This window comes from Desulfotalea psychrophila LSv54 (assembly GCF_000025945.1).
GTDB lineage: Bacteria > Desulfobacterota > Desulfobulbia > Desulfobulbales > Desulfocapsaceae > Desulfotalea > Desulfotalea psychrophila.
Genome location: NC_006138.1, coordinates 3,130,729 through 3,148,238 on the forward strand (window position 1 = coordinate 3,130,729; position 17,510 = coordinate 3,148,238).

A 17,510-nucleotide genomic window follows, 5' to 3' on the forward strand; every position below is an offset into this window, starting at 1 on the left:
AAGGCAATAGCCAAAAACAAAGACCCATTATGAGACATCCATGCCTAAAGATATATCCATTCCTATCTCCTCCCAGCTCAACCGAATCAGCCTTTTCCTACCCATTTTTCTATTCTGCCTGATAAGCGATCAGTCCACAAAGCTTTGGGCCCAAAAGGTTCTATCGGGAGGGGAAATAGTCGAACTCTTCGGCGGCCATCTTCGCCTATCCTACATAGAAAACCCCTACGGATTTCTAGGGATACTGACCCATCTGCCGGCAGGCATCCGTGAATTCCTCCTTCTTGGAGGGGTAACCCTAGCCCTGGCACTAAGCTGCTGGTTCTGTTTTTACCGGAGAACTATCGCAGGGAAGGCACTTGTTTTTTGGGCAATGCTCCTGGCCGGAGGCTTCTCCAATCTGCTTGACAGACTCATACAGGAGATTGGGGTAGTCGATTTTATCAGTTTCTCCTGGGGGAGCTCCCACACGGGCCAGTGCAATCTAGCCGATATCTATATACTGTTAGGTGGCTTCTGTCTGGGTTTTCTCCTAGCCAGGAAGATCTAAACAGGCAAAGAGGACATCTCCCCTATGATTATTCTCCTTCCGCACCATTTTATTGCCATAAAACTTGTTTTTCACACAAAAAAACGATGAATCTTTTTTAGCAGTGCTTTTTTAATATTTTTATGACATAGTCCAGATAGAATTTTTTACAAGGGCGTTTTGCCCAAGCACAAATATAATGGAGTTAGATATGCTTAAGGTTGGATTCATTGGCTGGCGTGGAATGGTGGGCTCTGTCCTGATGGAGAGGATGCGTGATGAAGGAGATTTTGGTAGTTACGAGGCCGTTTTTTTTACCACATCCCAGACTGGCCAACCAGGACCCGATGTAGGCGCAGGTGCCAAGCCACTCGAAAATGCAATGGATCTCGATAAACTTGCCGAAATGGACATCATCCTCTCCTGTCAGGGGGGAGACTATACCACCGCAGTTTATGAAAAGTTACGCAGCAGATGGCAGGGATATTGGATTGATGCAGCCTCCACCCTCCGCATGAAAGATGATGCCATCATCGTTCTTGATCCTGTAAATCGGGAGGTTATCGATAAGGGCTTGGTAGACGGAGTGAAAAACTATGTGGGCGGTAACTGTACCGTCTCTCTTATGCTGATGGCCCTGGGCGGCCTCTTTGAAAACAACCTCGTCGAATGGGCAACCTCCATGACCTACCAGTCCGCAAGTGGGGCAGGAGCAAAAAACATGCGCGAGCTCCTCACCCAGATGGGTGAGCTTCAGGGCGAGGTAAAGGATCTTCTGGCCAATCCATCTTCAGCCATCCTTGATATTGACAAGGCCGTCACCGCCAAACTCAACGACGGCACCCTCACCACAGATAACTGGGGGGCACCTCTGGCGGCATCTCTTCTCCCATGGATTGATGTGGCCGTGGCAGATGGACAGACCAGGGAAGAGTGGAAGGGAATTGCTGAAACCAACAAGATTCTTGGTAACAGCGCCCAGGCAGAAAATATCGTACCCATCGATGGTCAATGCGTACGCGTCGGTTCCATGCGCTGCCACTCCCAGGCATTTACCATTAAACTGAAGAAGGCCCTGCCCCTGGAAGAGATCGAACGAATCATCGGCGAACATAACCCATGGGTTCAGGTCATTGCCAACGAACGTGAAGCCACCTGCTGCGAGCTCACTCCGGCTAAGGTCTCCGGCACCCTCAATATTCCCGTGGGAAGGATTCGTCACATGAACATGGGTCCCGAATACTTGACGGCCTTTACCGTGGGAGATCAACTTCTCTGGGGTGCAGCAGAGCCGGTACGCAGAATGTTGAATATCGTCCTGCAACACTGCGCAAAATAAGCCCAGCAAGATCTCGCCTAGCAATCACCGCCACAAACAGAGCCTTCAGCAGGTTGAAGGCTCTGTCTCCTGCAATTTTCCTACAGGGTGACTTGCAAATTAAGACTTTTCAATAAAGATCAAGGCGCATGAAAAATTTTACCACAGACATATATACGATATTTCGAGGATAAAATTTTTCATGCAACGCAGAGACTTGAAGAAAAGACTATTTTTCAAGGTTCCCTACAGTCTGTTCAAGCAGCTCAGTACAGCCTTGATAGAGGCGATAATAATATCGGTGTCAACGCCTACCCCCCAGCGTCGCGTATTGCTACTATTCATCTCAATTTCTACATAGGCTGCCGCCTGGGCACTGGAACCACCCTTAAGGGCATGCTCGTGATAACTATGGAGGTGAAATTCCTCTGGCAGCAACTTATTCACCGCTGCACAAAAGGCATCTACGGGACCATTACCATTAGCCCAGATCATCTGCTCCTCACCATTCACCAACAGGGTCGCCACCACCTCGGCACTGGATTTCTCCGCATCCTCATCCACATGACGCTTCACCACCTGAAAATCTTTCAGCCTATAGGCTGCCTGGCGACTGAGATACTCTTCCTCAAAGGCCGAGAAGATCTCAGGATAGCGTAGCTCCCGACCCTCTTTCTCGGTAACGGCCTGAACAACATTACCAAACTCTGGGCGCATGGCCTTGGGCAACTTATAGCCATATTCCTGATCCATAATATAGGCAACACCGCCCTTACCCGATTGACTGTTGATACGAATAATGGATTCATAACTACGTCCGACATCCGTTGGGTCAATGGGCAAATATGGCACCTGCCACAGATCAGCACCTGCCTCTCGATACATATTTATGCCCTTGTTAATGGCATCCTGATGAGATCCTGAGAAAGCGGTATAGACCAGTTCACCAGCATAGGGATGACGAGGATGGACCTCAAGATTCGTCACCTCCTGATAGACCTCAATCAGTCCATTAATATCACTAAAATCAATCTTAGGGTCAACCCCCTGCGTAAAGAGGTTGAGCCCCAGGGTAACCAAATCCACATTACCTGTGCGCTCACCATTACCAAAAAGCGTTCCCTCAACACGATCACCACCTGCCATCAGGCCAAGCTCCGTGGCCGCCACGGCACAACCACGATCATTATGGGCATGAAGACTGATAAGCACAGCATCCCGACAGGAGACATTGCGACAAAACCACTCTATCTGATCGGCATAGACATTCGGCGTTGACATCTCTACCGTTGCCGGAAGATTAATAATCACCTTATTCCCAGATGTTGGCTGCCAAACGGCAAGTACAGCTTCACAGATTTCCAGGGCGTAATCAAGCTCTGTACCGGTAAAGCTTTCAGGCGAATATTCATAGCGAAATTCTGTTGCAGGATATTTTAAAGCCTCTGCCTGAACGAGCCTTGCCCCCTCTATGGCAAGATCCACAATTTCGCCACGACTTTTAGCAAAAACGACCTTGCGTTGAAGGGTTGAGGTGGAATTATAGAGATGAATAATGGCCTTTTTCGCACCACGCAGGGCCTCAAAGGTCTTAACGATGAGATGTTCACGGGCCTGAGTAAGCACCTGAATCGTCACATCCTCTGGAATAAGATTGTCATCTATAAGTTTTCGGCAAAATTGATACTCCACCTCTGAGGCTGAGGGGAAGCCCACCTCTATCTCTTTAAAGCCAATATCCACCAAGAGCTTAAACATACGCACCTTCTGCTCAAGGTTCATGGGCTGAATAAGAGCCTGATTACCATCACGCAGGTCAACACTGCACCAGGCTGGGGCCTTCTCAATGGTTTTTGTGGGCCATACACGATCGGACAAACCGACGGCAGGATATGGCTTATACTTCTGTAATTGTATACTTTTCATGCTTTCTCCTTTTGGCAATCCCGTAACAAAAAAAAAGGCCCCGGTTTTTCAACCGCGGCCTTTAGATCAACTTATATAGTAGACAAACAAAACTAATAAATTTCTCTCCAGACCGCGCAAGGGCGGAGCAATAATAGGCATGCTAGTAGGAGGAGAGAGATAAAGTTCATTTTCACAGCTCTTGTTTAATAATCTTATTAATTAACAGCAAACGACAGGGGCAATTTGTTTGCCTAAGCCCAACAACAGGCTAAGAAAATACAGCTTAAACCCTCCTAACCATTATTGTCAAGCCTGTTTATCTGAAAAAACCGACAAATAGCCCATCCACTATAGACAAAATCATTTTTCCCCTCTAAAAACTATTTATTCTTTCGCCCTGCCCCCTCTAAAAATGACATTCGTTCTGTTTATGCCTTCTAATATTGACAGAGCCACCTACTCCATATATACTTTGTTGTTCCAGCTTTAAATATGGCAATAAGAAAAACCACGAACTCCATAGAGTTTTGGTTTTATGTACTAATGAAAATGTTTCAACTATTCAAGGGAATGGATTAATGGGTAAAATAACCGGATCCCGGGCTATTGTACAATGTCTCAAAGAAGAAGGCGTTCAAACTATTTTTGGTTATCCCGGAGGAGCTGTCATTGATCTTTATGACGCCCTAATGGATAGCACTGACATTGAGCATGTTCTTGTCCGTCACGAGCAGGGCGCTGTTCATGCAGCCGATGCCTTTGCTCGAGTTACAGGTGAAGTTGGCGTTGCCCTGCTCACCTCTGGCCCTGGCGCCACCAACGGCGTTACAGGTATCGCAACAGCATATCTTGACTCAATCCCACTTGTGGTACTCACAGGTCAAGTCCCCCGTGCCCTTATTGGCAACGATGCCTTTCAAGAAGTCGATATTGTTGGTATCACTCGCCCATGCACCAAGCATAACTACCTGGTGAGCAAGCCGGAAGACCTCGTCCCCGTACTGCGCGAGGCATTTCATGTGGCCAAGACAGGACGACCTGGCCCCGTACTGGTTGATTTGCCAAAGGATATTCTCGCCACACTTATTGATTATCCACAAATTGCGCCTATCAAACTGGACAGCTACCAACCAAACTACAAGCCACATCAAGGCCAGATAACCAAGGCATGTAAGCTTCTCATGCAGGCAAAAAAGCCTGTCCTCTACGTGGGTGGTGGAGTTATTCTCTCCAACTCACACAAAGAGCTCTCTGCTCTGGCTGAAAAGTTACAGATACCTGTCACCATGACCTTAATGGGCCTCGGAGCATTTCCCGGGAGCCATGATCTCTCCATGGGCATGCTTGGTATGCACGGCAGCTATACCGCCAATATGGCCGTTGCCGAAAGCGACCTCCTCATTGCCGTGGGTGCCAGATTTGATGACCGCGTGACTGGTAAACTTGAAGATTTTGCCAGCAAGGCAAAAATCATCCATGTGGATATCGATCCCACCTCCATCAGTAAAAATGTTAAGGTCGACGTACCCATTGTAGCCGATTGCCTCGCAGCTCTCACAGCCATCAACGACTGGCTTGAAAAGTGCCCTGAAGAGGAGATTGCAGAACGAAGGGACGCTCACAAACCATGGATCGACACCGTCCATAATTGGACCAAAGAACACCCCATGCGCTATAACTCTAACGGCAGTGAGATAAAGCCACAGTTTGTTGTCGAAACCATTGACCGACTGACCAAGGGGGAGGCTATTATCACCACCGAGGTAGGGCAAAATCAGATGTGGGCAGCCCAGTTCTACAAATTTAACCACCCCCGCCATTTTGTTACCTCAGGCGGCCTGGGAACCATGGGCTTTGGCCTGCCTGCTGCCATCGGCGCCCAAATGGCCTTTCCTGATAAAATAGTCATCGATATTGCAGGCGATGGTTCTATCCAGATGAACATCCAGGAGCTGGCCACAGCAAGACAAAACAACTGTAATGTTAAGATTGTTATTCTGAACAACGGCTATCTGGGCATGGTTCGTCAATGGCAGGAACTCTTTTACGATAAACGCTACGCCTCAACTGTAATGGATGTTGCCCCCGATTTTGTCAAACTCGCTGAGGCATACGGTGCAGTAGGGCTACGAGCCACCAAAAAAGAAGAGGTTGAATCTGTACTTGCCGAAGGTCTTGCCACCGACAATGTTGTTATTATGGAATTTTTAGTTGCTCCAGAGGAAGGGGTATACCCGATGGTTCCCGCAGGAAAAGCAAATACTGAAATGCTTCTTGTATAACGGATATTTTTATTTTCAAAGGAAACGATGATGAAACATACAATTTCAGTACTTCTTCAAAACCAACCCGGTGTACTTTCACGGGTAACAGGACTCTTTAGTGGTCGTGGTTTTAATATTGAGAGCCTCTGTGTGGCCGAAACGCTTGACCCCAAGATATCCTGTCTTACCGTTGTCTCAAAGGGCGATGCAGCAATTATAGAACAAATAACCAAACAACTACATAAGCTCATTGATGTTATTAAGGTAACTGACATCAGTGAACACGAGTATGTTGAACGGGAGATGGTCCTTATTAGAGTAAATGCAGAGGTACATACTCGAGCTGAGGTACTTCGTATCGTTGATATTTTTAGAGGAAAAGTTGTAGATGTCAGCGCAAAGAGCTATGCTATTGAAGTAACGGGTAATACCTCAAAGATACATGCGGTAACAGACCTGCTCCGTCCCCTTGGCATAAAAGAAATTGTCAGAACTGGCACCATCGCCATGGCTCGGGTAAATAAAAACAAGTAACAAAAAACAAAAGCGGTTATAAAGAGGGCCATTGTATTGGCCCATAACAAAAAAAAATCGTTACAAATAGGTAAACAAAATGTTACAGCCACAGGTTCCTGTTGCTCGCGAAGGTGTCCCTTTTATTGGCTTTGCTGCCTTTCTCACCCTTGTTTCAGCAGCGTCAGAGTGTGAAATTTTGACATTTATTTTTTTGCTTGCGACCGCTTTTACTCTCTACTTCTTCAGAGATCCAGAGCGTTTTGTCCCCGATGACCCATCGGCACTTATTTCTCCTGCCGACGGCAAGATCATTGTCATTGAAAAGACAGACAAGCAAGATTTTATCGAAGGCGAAGCGCTCAAGATCTCTATTTTCATGAATGTTTTCAACGTCCATGTCAACCGGGCTCCCATTGCCGGCAAGGTAGATAAAATTATCTACACCCCTGGAAAATTTTATTCTGCTGACAGTAGCCAAGGAGCGGAGTATAATGAGAACTGTGGTATTGTATTAACCACCAATTCAGGAAAAAAAATCGCCTTTGTCCAGGTTGCAGGCCTCATTGCACGGCGTATTGTGTGCTGGCTAGAACCCAATGACACGATACAGTCTGGCAGACGTGTTGGCCTCATTCGTTTTGGCTCTCGAGTCGATCTCTATTTACCCACCGATACAGCCCTAAGTGTATCCGTAGGTGACAAGGTTCGAGCTGGTGAGACCATTCTTGGTCAAATAATTTAGTCCTTTCTAATTATTGACTTTAACTAACGGAGTATCTATGTCACATCCACAAGAAGAAATGAGTACTAAATTTTATCTTCTTCCCTGTCTTTTCACCCTCAGTAGCCTCTTTTGTGGTTTCTACGCCATACTCTCGGCAACCAAGGGAGAATTTGTTGTTTCGGCAATTGCCATTATCGTGGCCGCCGTTTTCGACGGTCTTGACGGCCGAGTTGCCCGTATGACAGGTAAGACAAGTATGTTTGGTGTTGAACTTGACTCACTCTGTGACAATGTCTCTTTTGGTGTTGCTCCAGGTCTACTCGCCTACTTCTGGGCCCTGCAGCCCTACGGACGCTACGGCTGGTTGGCCGCATTTCTCTATATTGCCACCACCACCCTGCGCCTTGCCCGTTTTAACTCACAACAGACTGACTCTGTGAATTTTATCGGTCTGCCCTGTCCCGCTGCAGCAGCCATGATCTCTTCAGCTGTCCTCTTTTGCCATAGCCTTGGCATTGAAGGTCCGGTAAAGCATATATCTCTGCTCTTCTTAGTATATCTGCTTTCCTACCTGATGGTCTCCAACCACAGCTACTGTAGCTTCAAAAAAATGCAGCATAAAGGAAGAACATTTCCGATACTTGTTGGCGCCCTATTGCTCTTCATCCTTGTAGCTGCTGAGCCACAGATAATGTTTTTTGCAATCTTTGTTCTCTATATTGCCTCTGGAATGGCCACCGATTTATGGAAATGGGCCCAAAAAAGCTCTCTTGGCCATAAGCTCACAAATAAATCAAAACAATAGTTCCCTCTATCCAAATAGGTTCACCTTGAGAATTATTAGTGGTAATGCGCGTGGCAGAAAATTATTTCCGCCACGCAACAATAGTATTCGCCCCACCTCCGACAGAGCACGAGAGGCTCTTTTTTCTATCCTTGGTGAACGTGTAGAAGGTTCCTGTATACTTGATTGCTATGCAGGAACCGGAGCCCTTGGTATTGAAGCCCTCAGCCGTGGTGCAAAATCCGCAGTTTTTATCGATAACTCTAAAGACTCTTTAGAAAATACCGCAAAAAACATCCAATTAGTCTACCCATATCTTGATTCTCCTATGATCAAGGTCATCCAACATAACCTCGCTCAATCTCTTCCTCTGCGTAAGTTAGAGTCGATAAATTTCGGCAAAGCAGATATTATTTTCGCAGACCCTCCCTATTCCAAGGGTTTAGGCCAACTTTTCCTTGACCAATTGGGAGAAACAAAGTTATTACAATCAACTGGTATTGTTGTAATTGAGGAAAGAGTAAGCGAAATATTACCGGAGAAAACCACGAACTTTCTCCTCCAGGAGAGACGCACCTACGGCGAAGCCTCTTTTTGGTTCTATACGCCCCTGCAATAAATTTCGCCGATTTACAAATTTATTTTTCACACAAAATATTATGAGTCTGCATACAGAAAACTCCCAACCCTCCATCGGAGTTTACCCAGGTACCTTTGACCCTATCACCAATGGTCATATAGACATTATAGAGCGTGCCCTAGCTCTCTTTGACACAGTTATTGTTGCCATTGCCGTAAACGGCCAAAAGCAACCTCTTTTCAGCGGTGAGGAACGAAAAGAGATGATTGAGAAATGCTTTGAAAAAGAGAAGGGCAGGATAATCGTCAAGATTGTCCCATCTGGACTATTGGTTAATTTTGCCGTAGAACAGGGGGCAAGGGCAATTATTCGTGGCCTACGGGCAGTCTCCGATTTTGACTACGAGTTTCAGCTTGCCCTAATGAACAGAAAATTGGTACGGGAGGTAGAAAGTATCTTTCTTATGACTGCCTTTCGCTGGATATATATCAGCTCGTCCCTAATCAAGGATGTTTCTAAAAACGGCGGTGATATAAGCGATTTAGTTCCAAAACATGTGGAGAGGTTACTTGAGGAGAAGTATAGGCCCTAAAGACCTAGCAATGCTGTGGTAGTAGCTACCACAGCATTTTTTTTACCTGCTATTAATTTCTGACCGCAATTGGGAAATTTCTTCACCCAGACCATTTCGCAACTCTTCCAACTCTGCTTTAATTGCATTGACCTCTTCCGTAAGCGATAGTTCTCTCCCAGCCTCCTCTTCCATCGCAGCATAGAGCAACTCATCATTTTCCTTCTGAACAGATAACTCTTCTGCTGGCACAGGGCTTGTGGCAATATCCTCTCCCTGTTTATCTACGGCACCCATCACAAAATAACGGGAGATAAGGTCCTGTTGCCACTGCAGCACAGCATAGGTCTGCTGACAGAGTATCTCCTCACCAGCACTGCGGCGAAGGAGACAGCCCTCTTCCATGGATTCAACAAGAGACTGCAGGAGATGATAGGATCGGTCATCGGCCAAGTAGAGGTAACGATCAATATGCTGAGCAAGGGTGGAGATCAACTGCAAAAATGACTTCAACAAAATATGTTGGGGATTTTTTTGCCTCAGCTCATTTATATCAGCAACCAGACCCTGAGTAATTTTTTTATCCAGAACAAACCCCAGAGACTCTATATCCCCCTTAAGCGCCAATAGGGAGAGAGGATCTATAGAAGGAGAGGAACTCAACTCAGGCTGCTCTGCAGCAATAACAAAATCCTGAGGAGTATCTTCTGCCACTTCCTGAAGGACAAGCCCCTCTGTATCCAACCGGGCCATTTCTTTATCCTCTACTGCTCCTACAGGAAACGCCTCCTCCACAGATGCATCAACCACGCCCATCTCAACCGGGGCAGATTCTTCATCAAGAAAAGAGAGCACTGGATCCAATGCCTTCTCTAAAACAAGGTCTGTTGAAGCAACCACCTCCTTATTCTCTGGTAAAGCTAGAGCCGGAGCAACATCGGAAAGGCCTGCAATCGGTTCAAAGAGTGGGACTGTTTTCTCACCCACAACCTCCTCATCATCCCCTTCAACATCAAGCCCACCAAGAAGTACCTCCCGGTCAACTGAGCTAAAATCTCCACTGGGAAGATCTCCCGCAAAAAACTCATCCAAGAGAGCTGTGGTCTCAGCAGAGACATCCTTTTCCTCCACCAGTCCTACGGGAGGGAGGTCAGCGGAGATGCCTGTGGGCACAGCCACTACAGCTGCGGGAGAAGTTCCTCGCTCAAACTCAGCTGCAGAATCTGGTTTTTCATCAAGAAAGGAGAGCGCAGGAGCCAGGGTTTGCTCCAGGGCAAGGTCTGTATCCAACTCCTCCACAGGAGATGGCGCAGAAACAATATGAGAGAGGGCGGCAATCGGCTGAGACAAAGCCTCTTCCTCATCATCCTCTGTCCCCACGAAAACTCCTTGCAAAGCAGCATCCAGATCAGAATTTGGAGCGGCAGGATCCTCGGCAGAATTCCACTTCTGTTGATCATCGCCTACCTCTTCAGCGAAAAAACTGTCCAGGCGCTCCGTTAATTCCTCCTCAGCCAAGACACTACTGGTAGCATGCTCATCAAAGCCATGCACCGCGTCAGCAGGCATATCGGCAAAGGCGGGCAGGATTTCTGCGACCCCAGTAGTTTCCTCAGCAGAGTCCTCCTCAGGCTTATCTGCTCTATCCATATCCAGAGCCTCAGGAGAGAGGGTGGTGGCTATTTTTTCTTTAAAAAGATTAAACTCCTCAACCTGTTTTAGCAAAATATCCTTTTCTTCTGCACGAGAAAGTGAAGAAAATGCTACTTTTTCCAAGGTTTCTAAAAAATTATGGAGAATCGTAAAGACTTCGATATCTGCATCACCTGCCTTGTGGGCAATATAGGCAATGAGGGTTCCTATACCCTGAAGCAAGAGGAGGCAGGGTTTATTTTTCTTAAAGACCCCTTCCAGACGCAAGACCTCTTGCCGTAAATCGGCAAGTTCGCCTATGCTAATCTCCCAGTCCACCCCCATAATAAGTGTTTTAAGTCGCTGCAAGACCGAACTATCATTGGAAAAATCACGGCTCTTTTTTGTTCTCTGCCAGGAGACTATATCCTGCTTAAGAGTTTTAAAAAGCTCAACATCTCCATAGAGTAGCTCTTTTTCCTTTTCGCCACCTATCTCATGGTTTGAAACAATTTTTTCCAGGCTATTAAAAAAATGAGGAAGCATGGTGACAGAACGAGGATAAGCGTCTACTTTTTTCTGATATATATACTTACTCATCTGCTCAAGAATCTGCAGATAAACCAGTTTCACCTGGTCTTCAGCCCACATATCACGCAAGAGAAGAATCTCTTGATTAAACTGAAGAAGGTTTTCATCCGTTATGTCCCAATCAAGAGAAACAACCAAAGATTTCAACTGAGTCAAAGGTGATTCCGGGGCATAGTTTTTCAATAAGTCAAAGTCATCTTGCTGGTGATAATCAGCAAAATTATCCATGTCTACTGTCAAATCGTCATCGTACTGCCCTGCCTTAGAATGCTCTACCATAACTGATCTCTAAAGTAATTTTTTCTGTATAGAAACCACCGTTGAGGAAATGATTTTCTTCAGGGTTGCTGCCACGTTATAACCAGTAATTGCACTTGCCTCGAATGAGGGCACCTTAAGCCGGCTATTAAGATCTTGTTCTAGAACAGAAGTTGGTAAAATGGGGATGCCATGTTGGCCAAGGTCAACCTTGTTATATTGTAAAACAAGGGGAATATCAAAGATATTTTCTTTATACGACTGCAGATTTTCATGCAATTGATTCAGGGATCGAATATTTTTTTCCCGTTGTTTTTCCATTGCATCGGCTACAAAAACGATCCCATCAACACCACGCAGAACAAGCTTCCTCGTGGCATTATACTTCACCTGCCCAGGTACCGTATAAAGTTGTATTTTTACGTCATAGCCCTTGACCTTACCCATATTAAAGGGCAAAAAATCAAAGAACAGGGTTCTATCGCCATGAGTCTTCAGGCTGACCATTTCCGATGATATCTGTTTGCGATACGCCTTATTAATATACTCAAGGTTCGTTGTCTTACCACAACGGCCAGGACCATAATAAACAATCTTGACCTGAACAATTTTCTCTTTTAGGTTAATGAAACTCAAGATAAACCTCCCACAAATTGTCTCTCCGATTTTAAATATTTCGGTTACGACCTCTACTTCTCCTTAGAACCCCAAATCGTTCTTATCCCCTCAATGACATCAACAACATTAAGCCTTAAAAATCCGAGAGAAATATCTTTACCAAACATACAGATAAGAAGTAACTCATCATCTATTTTGCTAAAATGAATACTGGAATCCTGACCTTTGTGGAAGAGTAGAGAAAACTCCTGCTCTCCTACAAGTTTCGCCATCGCATCTACAGTCGCAAAATTTCCTGCCGCAAGAGCTGCAAAAGAATAAACATCATACTTACTTTCAGTATTATCCTTAGCCGTTATAATATTTCCTGCCATATCAATAACTACAACACAGTCGACACCCAAATCAATCAACTTGGTCGTTATTATCTGATCGATTTGCTCAATCTGCTCCTGGCTGACGATCCCATAGTTCATACATTTAACCTCTTTATAAAATATTGATTTCCCTCAATGACTCCACAGACAAGCCTAAGTAAAGCCTTATGAAGGACTCAGCACGGACAAGCCCAAATGATAATTTTTCGTCCCCCGAACTCCTGCTTTTCAAGAAGTAACAATACAAAACTTCAGCGACAAGGAGAAAAAGAAGAGCTTTAAATGACCTTCTTCTCATCTGGGCATCTCAATAATTCCCCAGCCCCTGTTCCACAAAAAGAGCATCGAAAAAATCCTTTCACTCTAAGAAGTAACGAATTAATAATATTCTAACATAGATAAAAGAAAAACATAGCTACAAAACTCACACAAAACAGAGGTCTCTTTTGAAAAAACATAGCCTACCTACTTTACCGAAAGATATTAAGGTAATTGATACTCACTGTCATCTCGACATGGACGCCTATCAGGAAGACGGATTTGCCCAGGTCCTGGCCAATGCCCTGCAAAACGGGGTAAGCAAAATCATCACCATTGGTACCAATCTGGAAAGCTCCATTGCCGCCATCAAACTGGCCCAGGCACACGACAATGTTTTTGCCACCATAGGCGTCCACCCCCACGATGTCGACAGCATGGATCAGAAGACCTATGAAACACTCACTCAACTGGCCAAAACACATCCTGCCGAGGTCGTTGGCTACGGTGAAATTGGACTTGACTACGCAAAGCTCCATACACCCGCAGAGCTGCAAAAAGAGCACTTCGCAAAACAACTGGAATTAGCCCAGGAGTTACAGTTACCCGTCAGCATCCACTGCCGGGACGCCCAGGAGGATATGGTAGAGATATTAAGAGCGATTGCCCCCCTGCCTCAAGGCGGAGTTATTCATTGCTTTTCCGGAGACAAGGCCTTTGCTCATGCTGTCCTTGAACTTGGTTTTTATATCTCCATTCCAGGAATCATTACATTTAAGAATGCCCAGGAACTACAAGAGGTGTGTCAAATGGTTCCCCTTGAGAGATTGCTCCTTGAAACCGACGGACCCTTTCTCGCCCCGGTACCATATCGCGGCAAACGCAATGAACCCGCCTACGTCCTCTACACATTAGAAAAGGTTGCCAATCTACGAGAAATATCTATTATTGAAGTTGCCCTACAGACCACCCAAAATGCCCAAAATCTTTTTCACATTTAGGAGTAGATATGATTTGCCAAAACATCGCCCAAGTAAAAGAACGTATTGCTCAAGCTGCAAAAAAAGCAGGTAGAGCCCCGGAAGATATCCAACTGGTCGCTGTCTCCAAGAGGCTTCCCGCAGAGACCGTTCTCCAGGCCATTGCCTGTGGACAACAGCAATTCGGTGAGAACTACATTCAAGAGGTACAGGAAAAAAAAGAACTTATCGGAGACAAGGCGCGTTTCCATTTCATCGGCAACCTACAGAGCAACAAGGCAAAAATGGCCGCTACCTACTGTAGCATGGTCGAAACCGTCGATCGCCTTAAGATTGCCAAGGCGCTGAACAAACACTCACTAGAATTAGACAAAACACTGGACATCCTGGTCCAGGTAAATATCGGTCAGGATCAGAACAAATCAGGTACAGACAAGGCAGAGGCAGCTGAACTCATCCGCCAAATAAACAAACTCCCGGCTCTACGCATCCGTGGCCTGATGACCATCCCCCCCCTGCACAAAGAGCCAGAGGATTCACGACCACATTTTCGCAATTTACGCACGCTCGCCGAAAAGTTGGTGTCCGAAAATATTCTCCAGTGCGACGGCAGGGTAGAGCTTTCCATGGGCATGTCAAGCGACTATCATATAGCGATAGAAGAGGGCGCTACCATCGTCCGGGTAGGAACTGCAATTTTTGGAACCAGAGTAAACTAAAAAAAAAGGTCGTATTCCATGAAGAAATACGACCTTTACCAAACAAAAGTGACTGTAAATAAAATTTACTTGCCCTTTGATGCTCTTTTTGCTGCTTTCAGTGGGTTGATACGTACTTTGCTTACAGCAATCTCAATTTTTGCGTGAGTTGCAAAGTTACACATCCCAAGCTTCCACTTTGCTTCAGGGTTGAGGTAGGTAGAGCAAAACTTGTTGCCCTCTTGCTCTACGATCCTATCACAGCCTTCACACTTTTCAACAACTACCTTAAAGCAACCATCATTATAATTCACAGCAGCGTTTTTTTGCATTCTAAGTCCTCCAATTCTTTTAACAGGTATATATCCATCCGATTCGCAATCGGCAAATCAACATTTCTACAACAGCATAAAAATGATATCTATCCAGTGAACCATGCTTTATACTACATGTGTTGATACGGTACAAGAACTTTTCGCCACACAGAGAAGATGCCCTATTATTTGTTGATAAAAAAAGCTTCTAAAATATTGATAAGAAAACAAACTAGATAAATAGCTTGTTCTCTATGTTTTGGTGATGATATTATGAAATATGTGACTTTTAACATGCCATATAAAAATATTTTACAAGAAGCACGCATATCAAGGCCCACGCTCTGATAATATCACAAAAAAAATCGCAGACCATACAACTATATCCCTAGAAGCGGAGATGATCCATGCCTATTTATACTTGGAAAGGAGTTAACTCCTACGGCGATAAACGTAAAGGTGAGGTGGAGGCAGTAGATGCGACTGCCGCACTTAACCAAATTAAACGTCTACGTATAAACGCCCCTGTTATCAAGGAAAAGCCCAAAGATTTATTGGCAAGTATCTCTTTTTTTCAGCCTAAGGTAACAGGTAAGGATATTGTTATTTTTACCAGAATGCTTTCGACCATGATCGATGCAGGCCTTCCTCTGGTACAGGGTATAGAGATATTGGAACAACAACAGGAAAACCCCACCTTTAAAAAGGCTATCGGCAAAATCAAGGGCGATGTCGAATCCGGGACAACCCTGGCCGATTCTATGCGAAAACACCCAAAAATATTCGACAAGCTCTTTACCAATATGATTGAAGCAGGAGAAACAGGTGGTATACTTGACACCATCCTGCAAAGACTTGCCGCCTTTATGGAAAAGTCTATGGCCCTGAAGAAAAAAATAAAAGGAGCCATGACCTACCCTACAATATGCCTTGCTATATCCATTCTCATCCTCATCATTATTCTGGTTTTCGTCGTACCCGTCTTTTCACAAATGTTTGCCGATTTTGGTTCCAGCCTGCCCCTGCCCACGCAAATAGTTGTCAATATGAGTGATTTCTTCAAAAACAATATCATATACATGCTTATCGCCCTCTTTGCTCTCATGGCCGCTGTCAAAAAAATATACACGACCGAGAAGGGGCAAATCGCAATAGACAAAATACTTCTTCAGGCACCTGTTGTAGGGCCACTTCTACGCAAGGTTGCTGTGGCAAAATTCACCAGAACCCTCAGTACCATGCTGCAAAGCGGTGTCCCCATCCTCGAAGCACTTCAGGTTGTTGCCAAAACCGCCGGCAACAAGATCATTGAACGGGCCGTTTTTCGGGTAGCAGATGGTATCGCCGAAGGACGCCCCATGGCAGAACCCCTTGAAGAGAGCGGTGTCTTCCCCAATATGGTTACCCAAATGATTAATGTAGGTGAATCGGTGGGAGCACTCGATGCAATGCTGGAAAAAATTGCAGACTTTTACGATGGGGAGGTGGATCAGGCTGTTGATAACCTTACTGCCATGATCGAACCTTTTATGATGGTTTTTCTCGGCGGCATGATTGGTGGCTTGGTTGTCGCCATGTATCTGCCTATCTTTAAAATGGCCTCTGTTGTTTGATTTTCACAAAAATCAAACAATCACCTTTATTAGCAATAAGTTGCCCCTCCAACTTGACAGGGAAGGGCATGAACATGTTTTTCGCAATTTTTTTTACCAAATCACGTCTCTTTTATCACTTTTTTCGTTGATAATATTGACTTTCTCCCTATTAAGCATAAACTTATACCAGTAACCATCTATATACAGGAGGAGGAGAAAATGACGCTCACTAAGGCAGACCTGATTCAACAGGTCTATAAAAAGCATGAAGGTCTCACAAAAGCTCAAGCGACAGAATCTGTTGAAGCTTTTCTAAGAATCTCCAAAGACGCACTTATCTCTGGTTCCGACCTGTTGCTAAGTGGTTTTGGGAAATTCAACGTTAAAGACAAAAGTTCAAGAAGAGGGCGAAATCCTCAGACTGGTGACGAGCTTACCCTTGAGGCAAGACGGGTTGTAACCTTTAAACCTTCGGGAATTTTGCGCGATAAAATTAATGCTTAAATAAAATCTTATTGCCGCCAAAAGCATTACGCCTTATTTTTGTTTTTAACAGGCTAATTTTAGAAGTATACATGCACCGTTACATTCATTTGTAACGGTGTTTTTTTATTTTAGTAAGAGCCATAGAATAATTACAACAATTATCAGAGATAATTCAGAAACAACAAATTTTTCTAACTCGTCACAACTCTTTTGTTTCTGGGCGAAAAGGATGCCTGCAGGGTAATAAGATTAGACAGGTTCAGGTCCCCCCCCTCCTTGCCGCCAAGATACCTCAAAATAGTGTTCCTGGACCATCTCCTCCAGCCACAGTCACAACTTTCGTCAAGATTGGCGAACACAGCTCGCCTTTGAGAGGAACGAGACCCCCGCAGCCGCACGCTTCCTTCCACTCTTGAGTGAAGGCCTATCTCAACGTTAAATCTCTGCTCAGGGCAAATGAGGCAGTATTTATAGGGTATCTTGAAAACTGGCAATTTCTATAAAAAGCA

Annotated in this window: 17 protein-coding genes; 12 read left to right on the forward strand and 5 right to left on the reverse strand. The window is 45.1% G+C overall.

Going from position 1 to position 17,510, the window contains the following annotated elements:
• Positions 1-40 precede the first annotated feature (40 nt).
• Together DP_RS14035 and asd are read left to right on the forward strand one after the other, a co-directional pair.
• The gene (locus DP_RS14035) at positions 41-550 is read left to right on the forward strand and encodes a signal peptidase II (RefSeq protein ID WP_011190007.1); all 510 of its coding nucleotides are present in this window, start codon (positions 41-43) and stop codon (positions 548-550) included.
• Positions 551-740: 190 nt separating this feature from the next.
• The gene (asd, locus tag DP_RS14040; protein ID WP_041278047.1) at positions 741-1,868 is read left to right on the forward strand and encodes an aspartate-semialdehyde dehydrogenase; all 1,128 of its coding nucleotides are present in this window, start codon (positions 741-743) and stop codon (positions 1,866-1,868) included.
• A 225-nt stretch (positions 1,869-2,093) separates the two neighbouring features.
• Here the strand turns inward: asd and leuA are convergent, their stop codons facing one another.
• Entirely contained in the window at positions 2,094-3,764 is a 1,671-nt protein-coding gene (leuA, locus tag DP_RS14045; RefSeq protein WP_162096673.1) for a 2-isopropylmalate synthase, read from the reverse strand.
• A gap of 569 nt (positions 3,765-4,333) precedes the next feature.
• On the opposite strand from leuA, the gene ilvB reads away from it, so the two are divergent.
• The 6 genes from ilvB (at position 4,334) to coaD (ending at position 9,215) form a co-directional block, all read left to right on the forward strand.
• Entirely contained in the window at positions 4,334-6,037 is a 1,704-nt protein-coding gene (gene ilvB / locus DP_RS14050; protein WP_041278049.1) for a biosynthetic-type acetolactate synthase large subunit, read from the forward strand.
• A 30-nt stretch (positions 6,038-6,067) separates the two neighbouring features.
• Positions 6,068-6,553, forward strand: a complete 486-nt coding sequence (gene ilvN, locus DP_RS14055; RefSeq protein ID WP_041278050.1) for an acetolactate synthase small subunit — start codon at positions 6,068-6,070, stop codon at positions 6,551-6,553.
• Between the two features lie 79 nt (positions 6,554-6,632).
• Entirely contained in the window at positions 6,633-7,277 is a 645-nt protein-coding gene (locus DP_RS14060; RefSeq protein ID WP_011190012.1) for a phosphatidylserine decarboxylase family protein, read from the forward strand.
• Between the two features lie 37 nt (positions 7,278-7,314).
• Complete coding sequence (gene pssA / locus DP_RS14065; RefSeq protein ID WP_049785112.1) at positions 7,315-8,064, forward strand: CDP-diacylglycerol--serine O-phosphatidyltransferase; 750 nt, start codon at positions 7,315-7,317, stop codon at positions 8,062-8,064.
• 25 nt (positions 8,065-8,089) lie between these two features.
• Positions 8,090-8,662 (forward strand): 16S rRNA (guanine(966)-N(2))-methyltransferase RsmD, encoded by a 573-nt coding sequence (rsmD, locus tag DP_RS14070; RefSeq protein WP_049785113.1) that lies wholly within the window; start codon positions 8,090-8,092, stop codon positions 8,660-8,662.
• Positions 8,663-8,702: 40 nt separating this feature from the next.
• Positions 8,703-9,215, forward strand: coding sequence for a pantetheine-phosphate adenylyltransferase (coaD, locus tag DP_RS14075; protein WP_011190015.1), 513 nt, complete (start codon positions 8,703-8,705; stop codon positions 9,213-9,215).
• A 42-nt stretch (positions 9,216-9,257) separates the two neighbouring features.
• Here coaD and DP_RS14080 read toward each other — a convergent pair whose 3' ends face one another.
• From DP_RS14080 to DP_RS14090, 3 genes are read right to left on the reverse strand one after another with little or no spacing between them, the layout of a single operon-like run.
• A complete protein-coding gene (locus DP_RS14080) occupies positions 9,258-11,696 on the reverse strand; it encodes a hypothetical protein (protein ID WP_011190016.1) in 2,439 nt (812 codons plus the stop codon).
• 9 nt (positions 11,697-11,705) lie between these two features.
• A complete protein-coding gene (locus tag DP_RS14085; RefSeq protein WP_011190017.1) occupies positions 11,706-12,311 on the reverse strand; it encodes a GTP-binding protein in 606 nt (201 codons plus the stop codon).
• Positions 12,312-12,364: 53 nt separating this feature from the next.
• Positions 12,365-12,769 carry a roadblock/LC7 domain-containing protein gene (locus DP_RS14090; protein ID WP_011190018.1) on the reverse strand — a complete coding sequence of 135 codons (405 nt, stop codon included), beginning with the start codon at positions 12,767-12,769 and terminating at the stop codon, positions 12,365-12,367.
• Between the two features lie 347 nt (positions 12,770-13,116).
• On the opposite strand from DP_RS14090, the gene DP_RS14095 reads away from it, so the two are divergent.
• Both DP_RS14095 and DP_RS14100 read left to right on the forward strand, forming a co-directional pair.
• On the forward strand, positions 13,117-13,929 hold the full coding sequence (locus DP_RS14095) for a TatD family hydrolase (RefSeq protein ID WP_011190020.1): 813 nt from the start codon (positions 13,117-13,119) through the stop codon (positions 13,927-13,929).
• Between the two features lie 8 nt (positions 13,930-13,937).
• Entirely contained in the window at positions 13,938-14,627 is a 690-nt protein-coding gene (locus tag DP_RS14100) for a YggS family pyridoxal phosphate-dependent enzyme (protein WP_011190021.1), read from the forward strand.
• A gap of 65 nt (positions 14,628-14,692) precedes the next feature.
• On the opposite strand, the gene DP_RS14105 is transcribed toward DP_RS14100, so the two are convergent.
• Positions 14,693-14,938 carry a PxxKW family cysteine-rich protein gene (locus DP_RS14105; protein ID WP_049785114.1) on the reverse strand — a complete coding sequence of 82 codons (246 nt, stop codon included), beginning with the start codon at positions 14,936-14,938 and terminating at the stop codon, positions 14,693-14,695.
• Positions 14,939-15,327: 389 nt separating this feature from the next.
• Here DP_RS14105 and DP_RS14110 point away from each other — a divergent pair, with 389 nt between their 5' ends.
• Together DP_RS14110 and DP_RS14115 are read left to right on the forward strand one after the other, a co-directional pair.
• Complete coding sequence (locus tag DP_RS14110; protein WP_011190023.1) at positions 15,328-16,533, forward strand: type II secretion system F family protein; 1,206 nt, start codon at positions 15,328-15,330, stop codon at positions 16,531-16,533.
• Between the two features lie 201 nt (positions 16,534-16,734).
• Complete coding sequence (locus DP_RS14115) at positions 16,735-17,019, forward strand: integration host factor subunit alpha (protein ID WP_011190024.1); 285 nt, start codon at positions 16,735-16,737, stop codon at positions 17,017-17,019.
• The last annotated feature ends 491 nt before the right edge of the window (positions 17,020-17,510 follow it).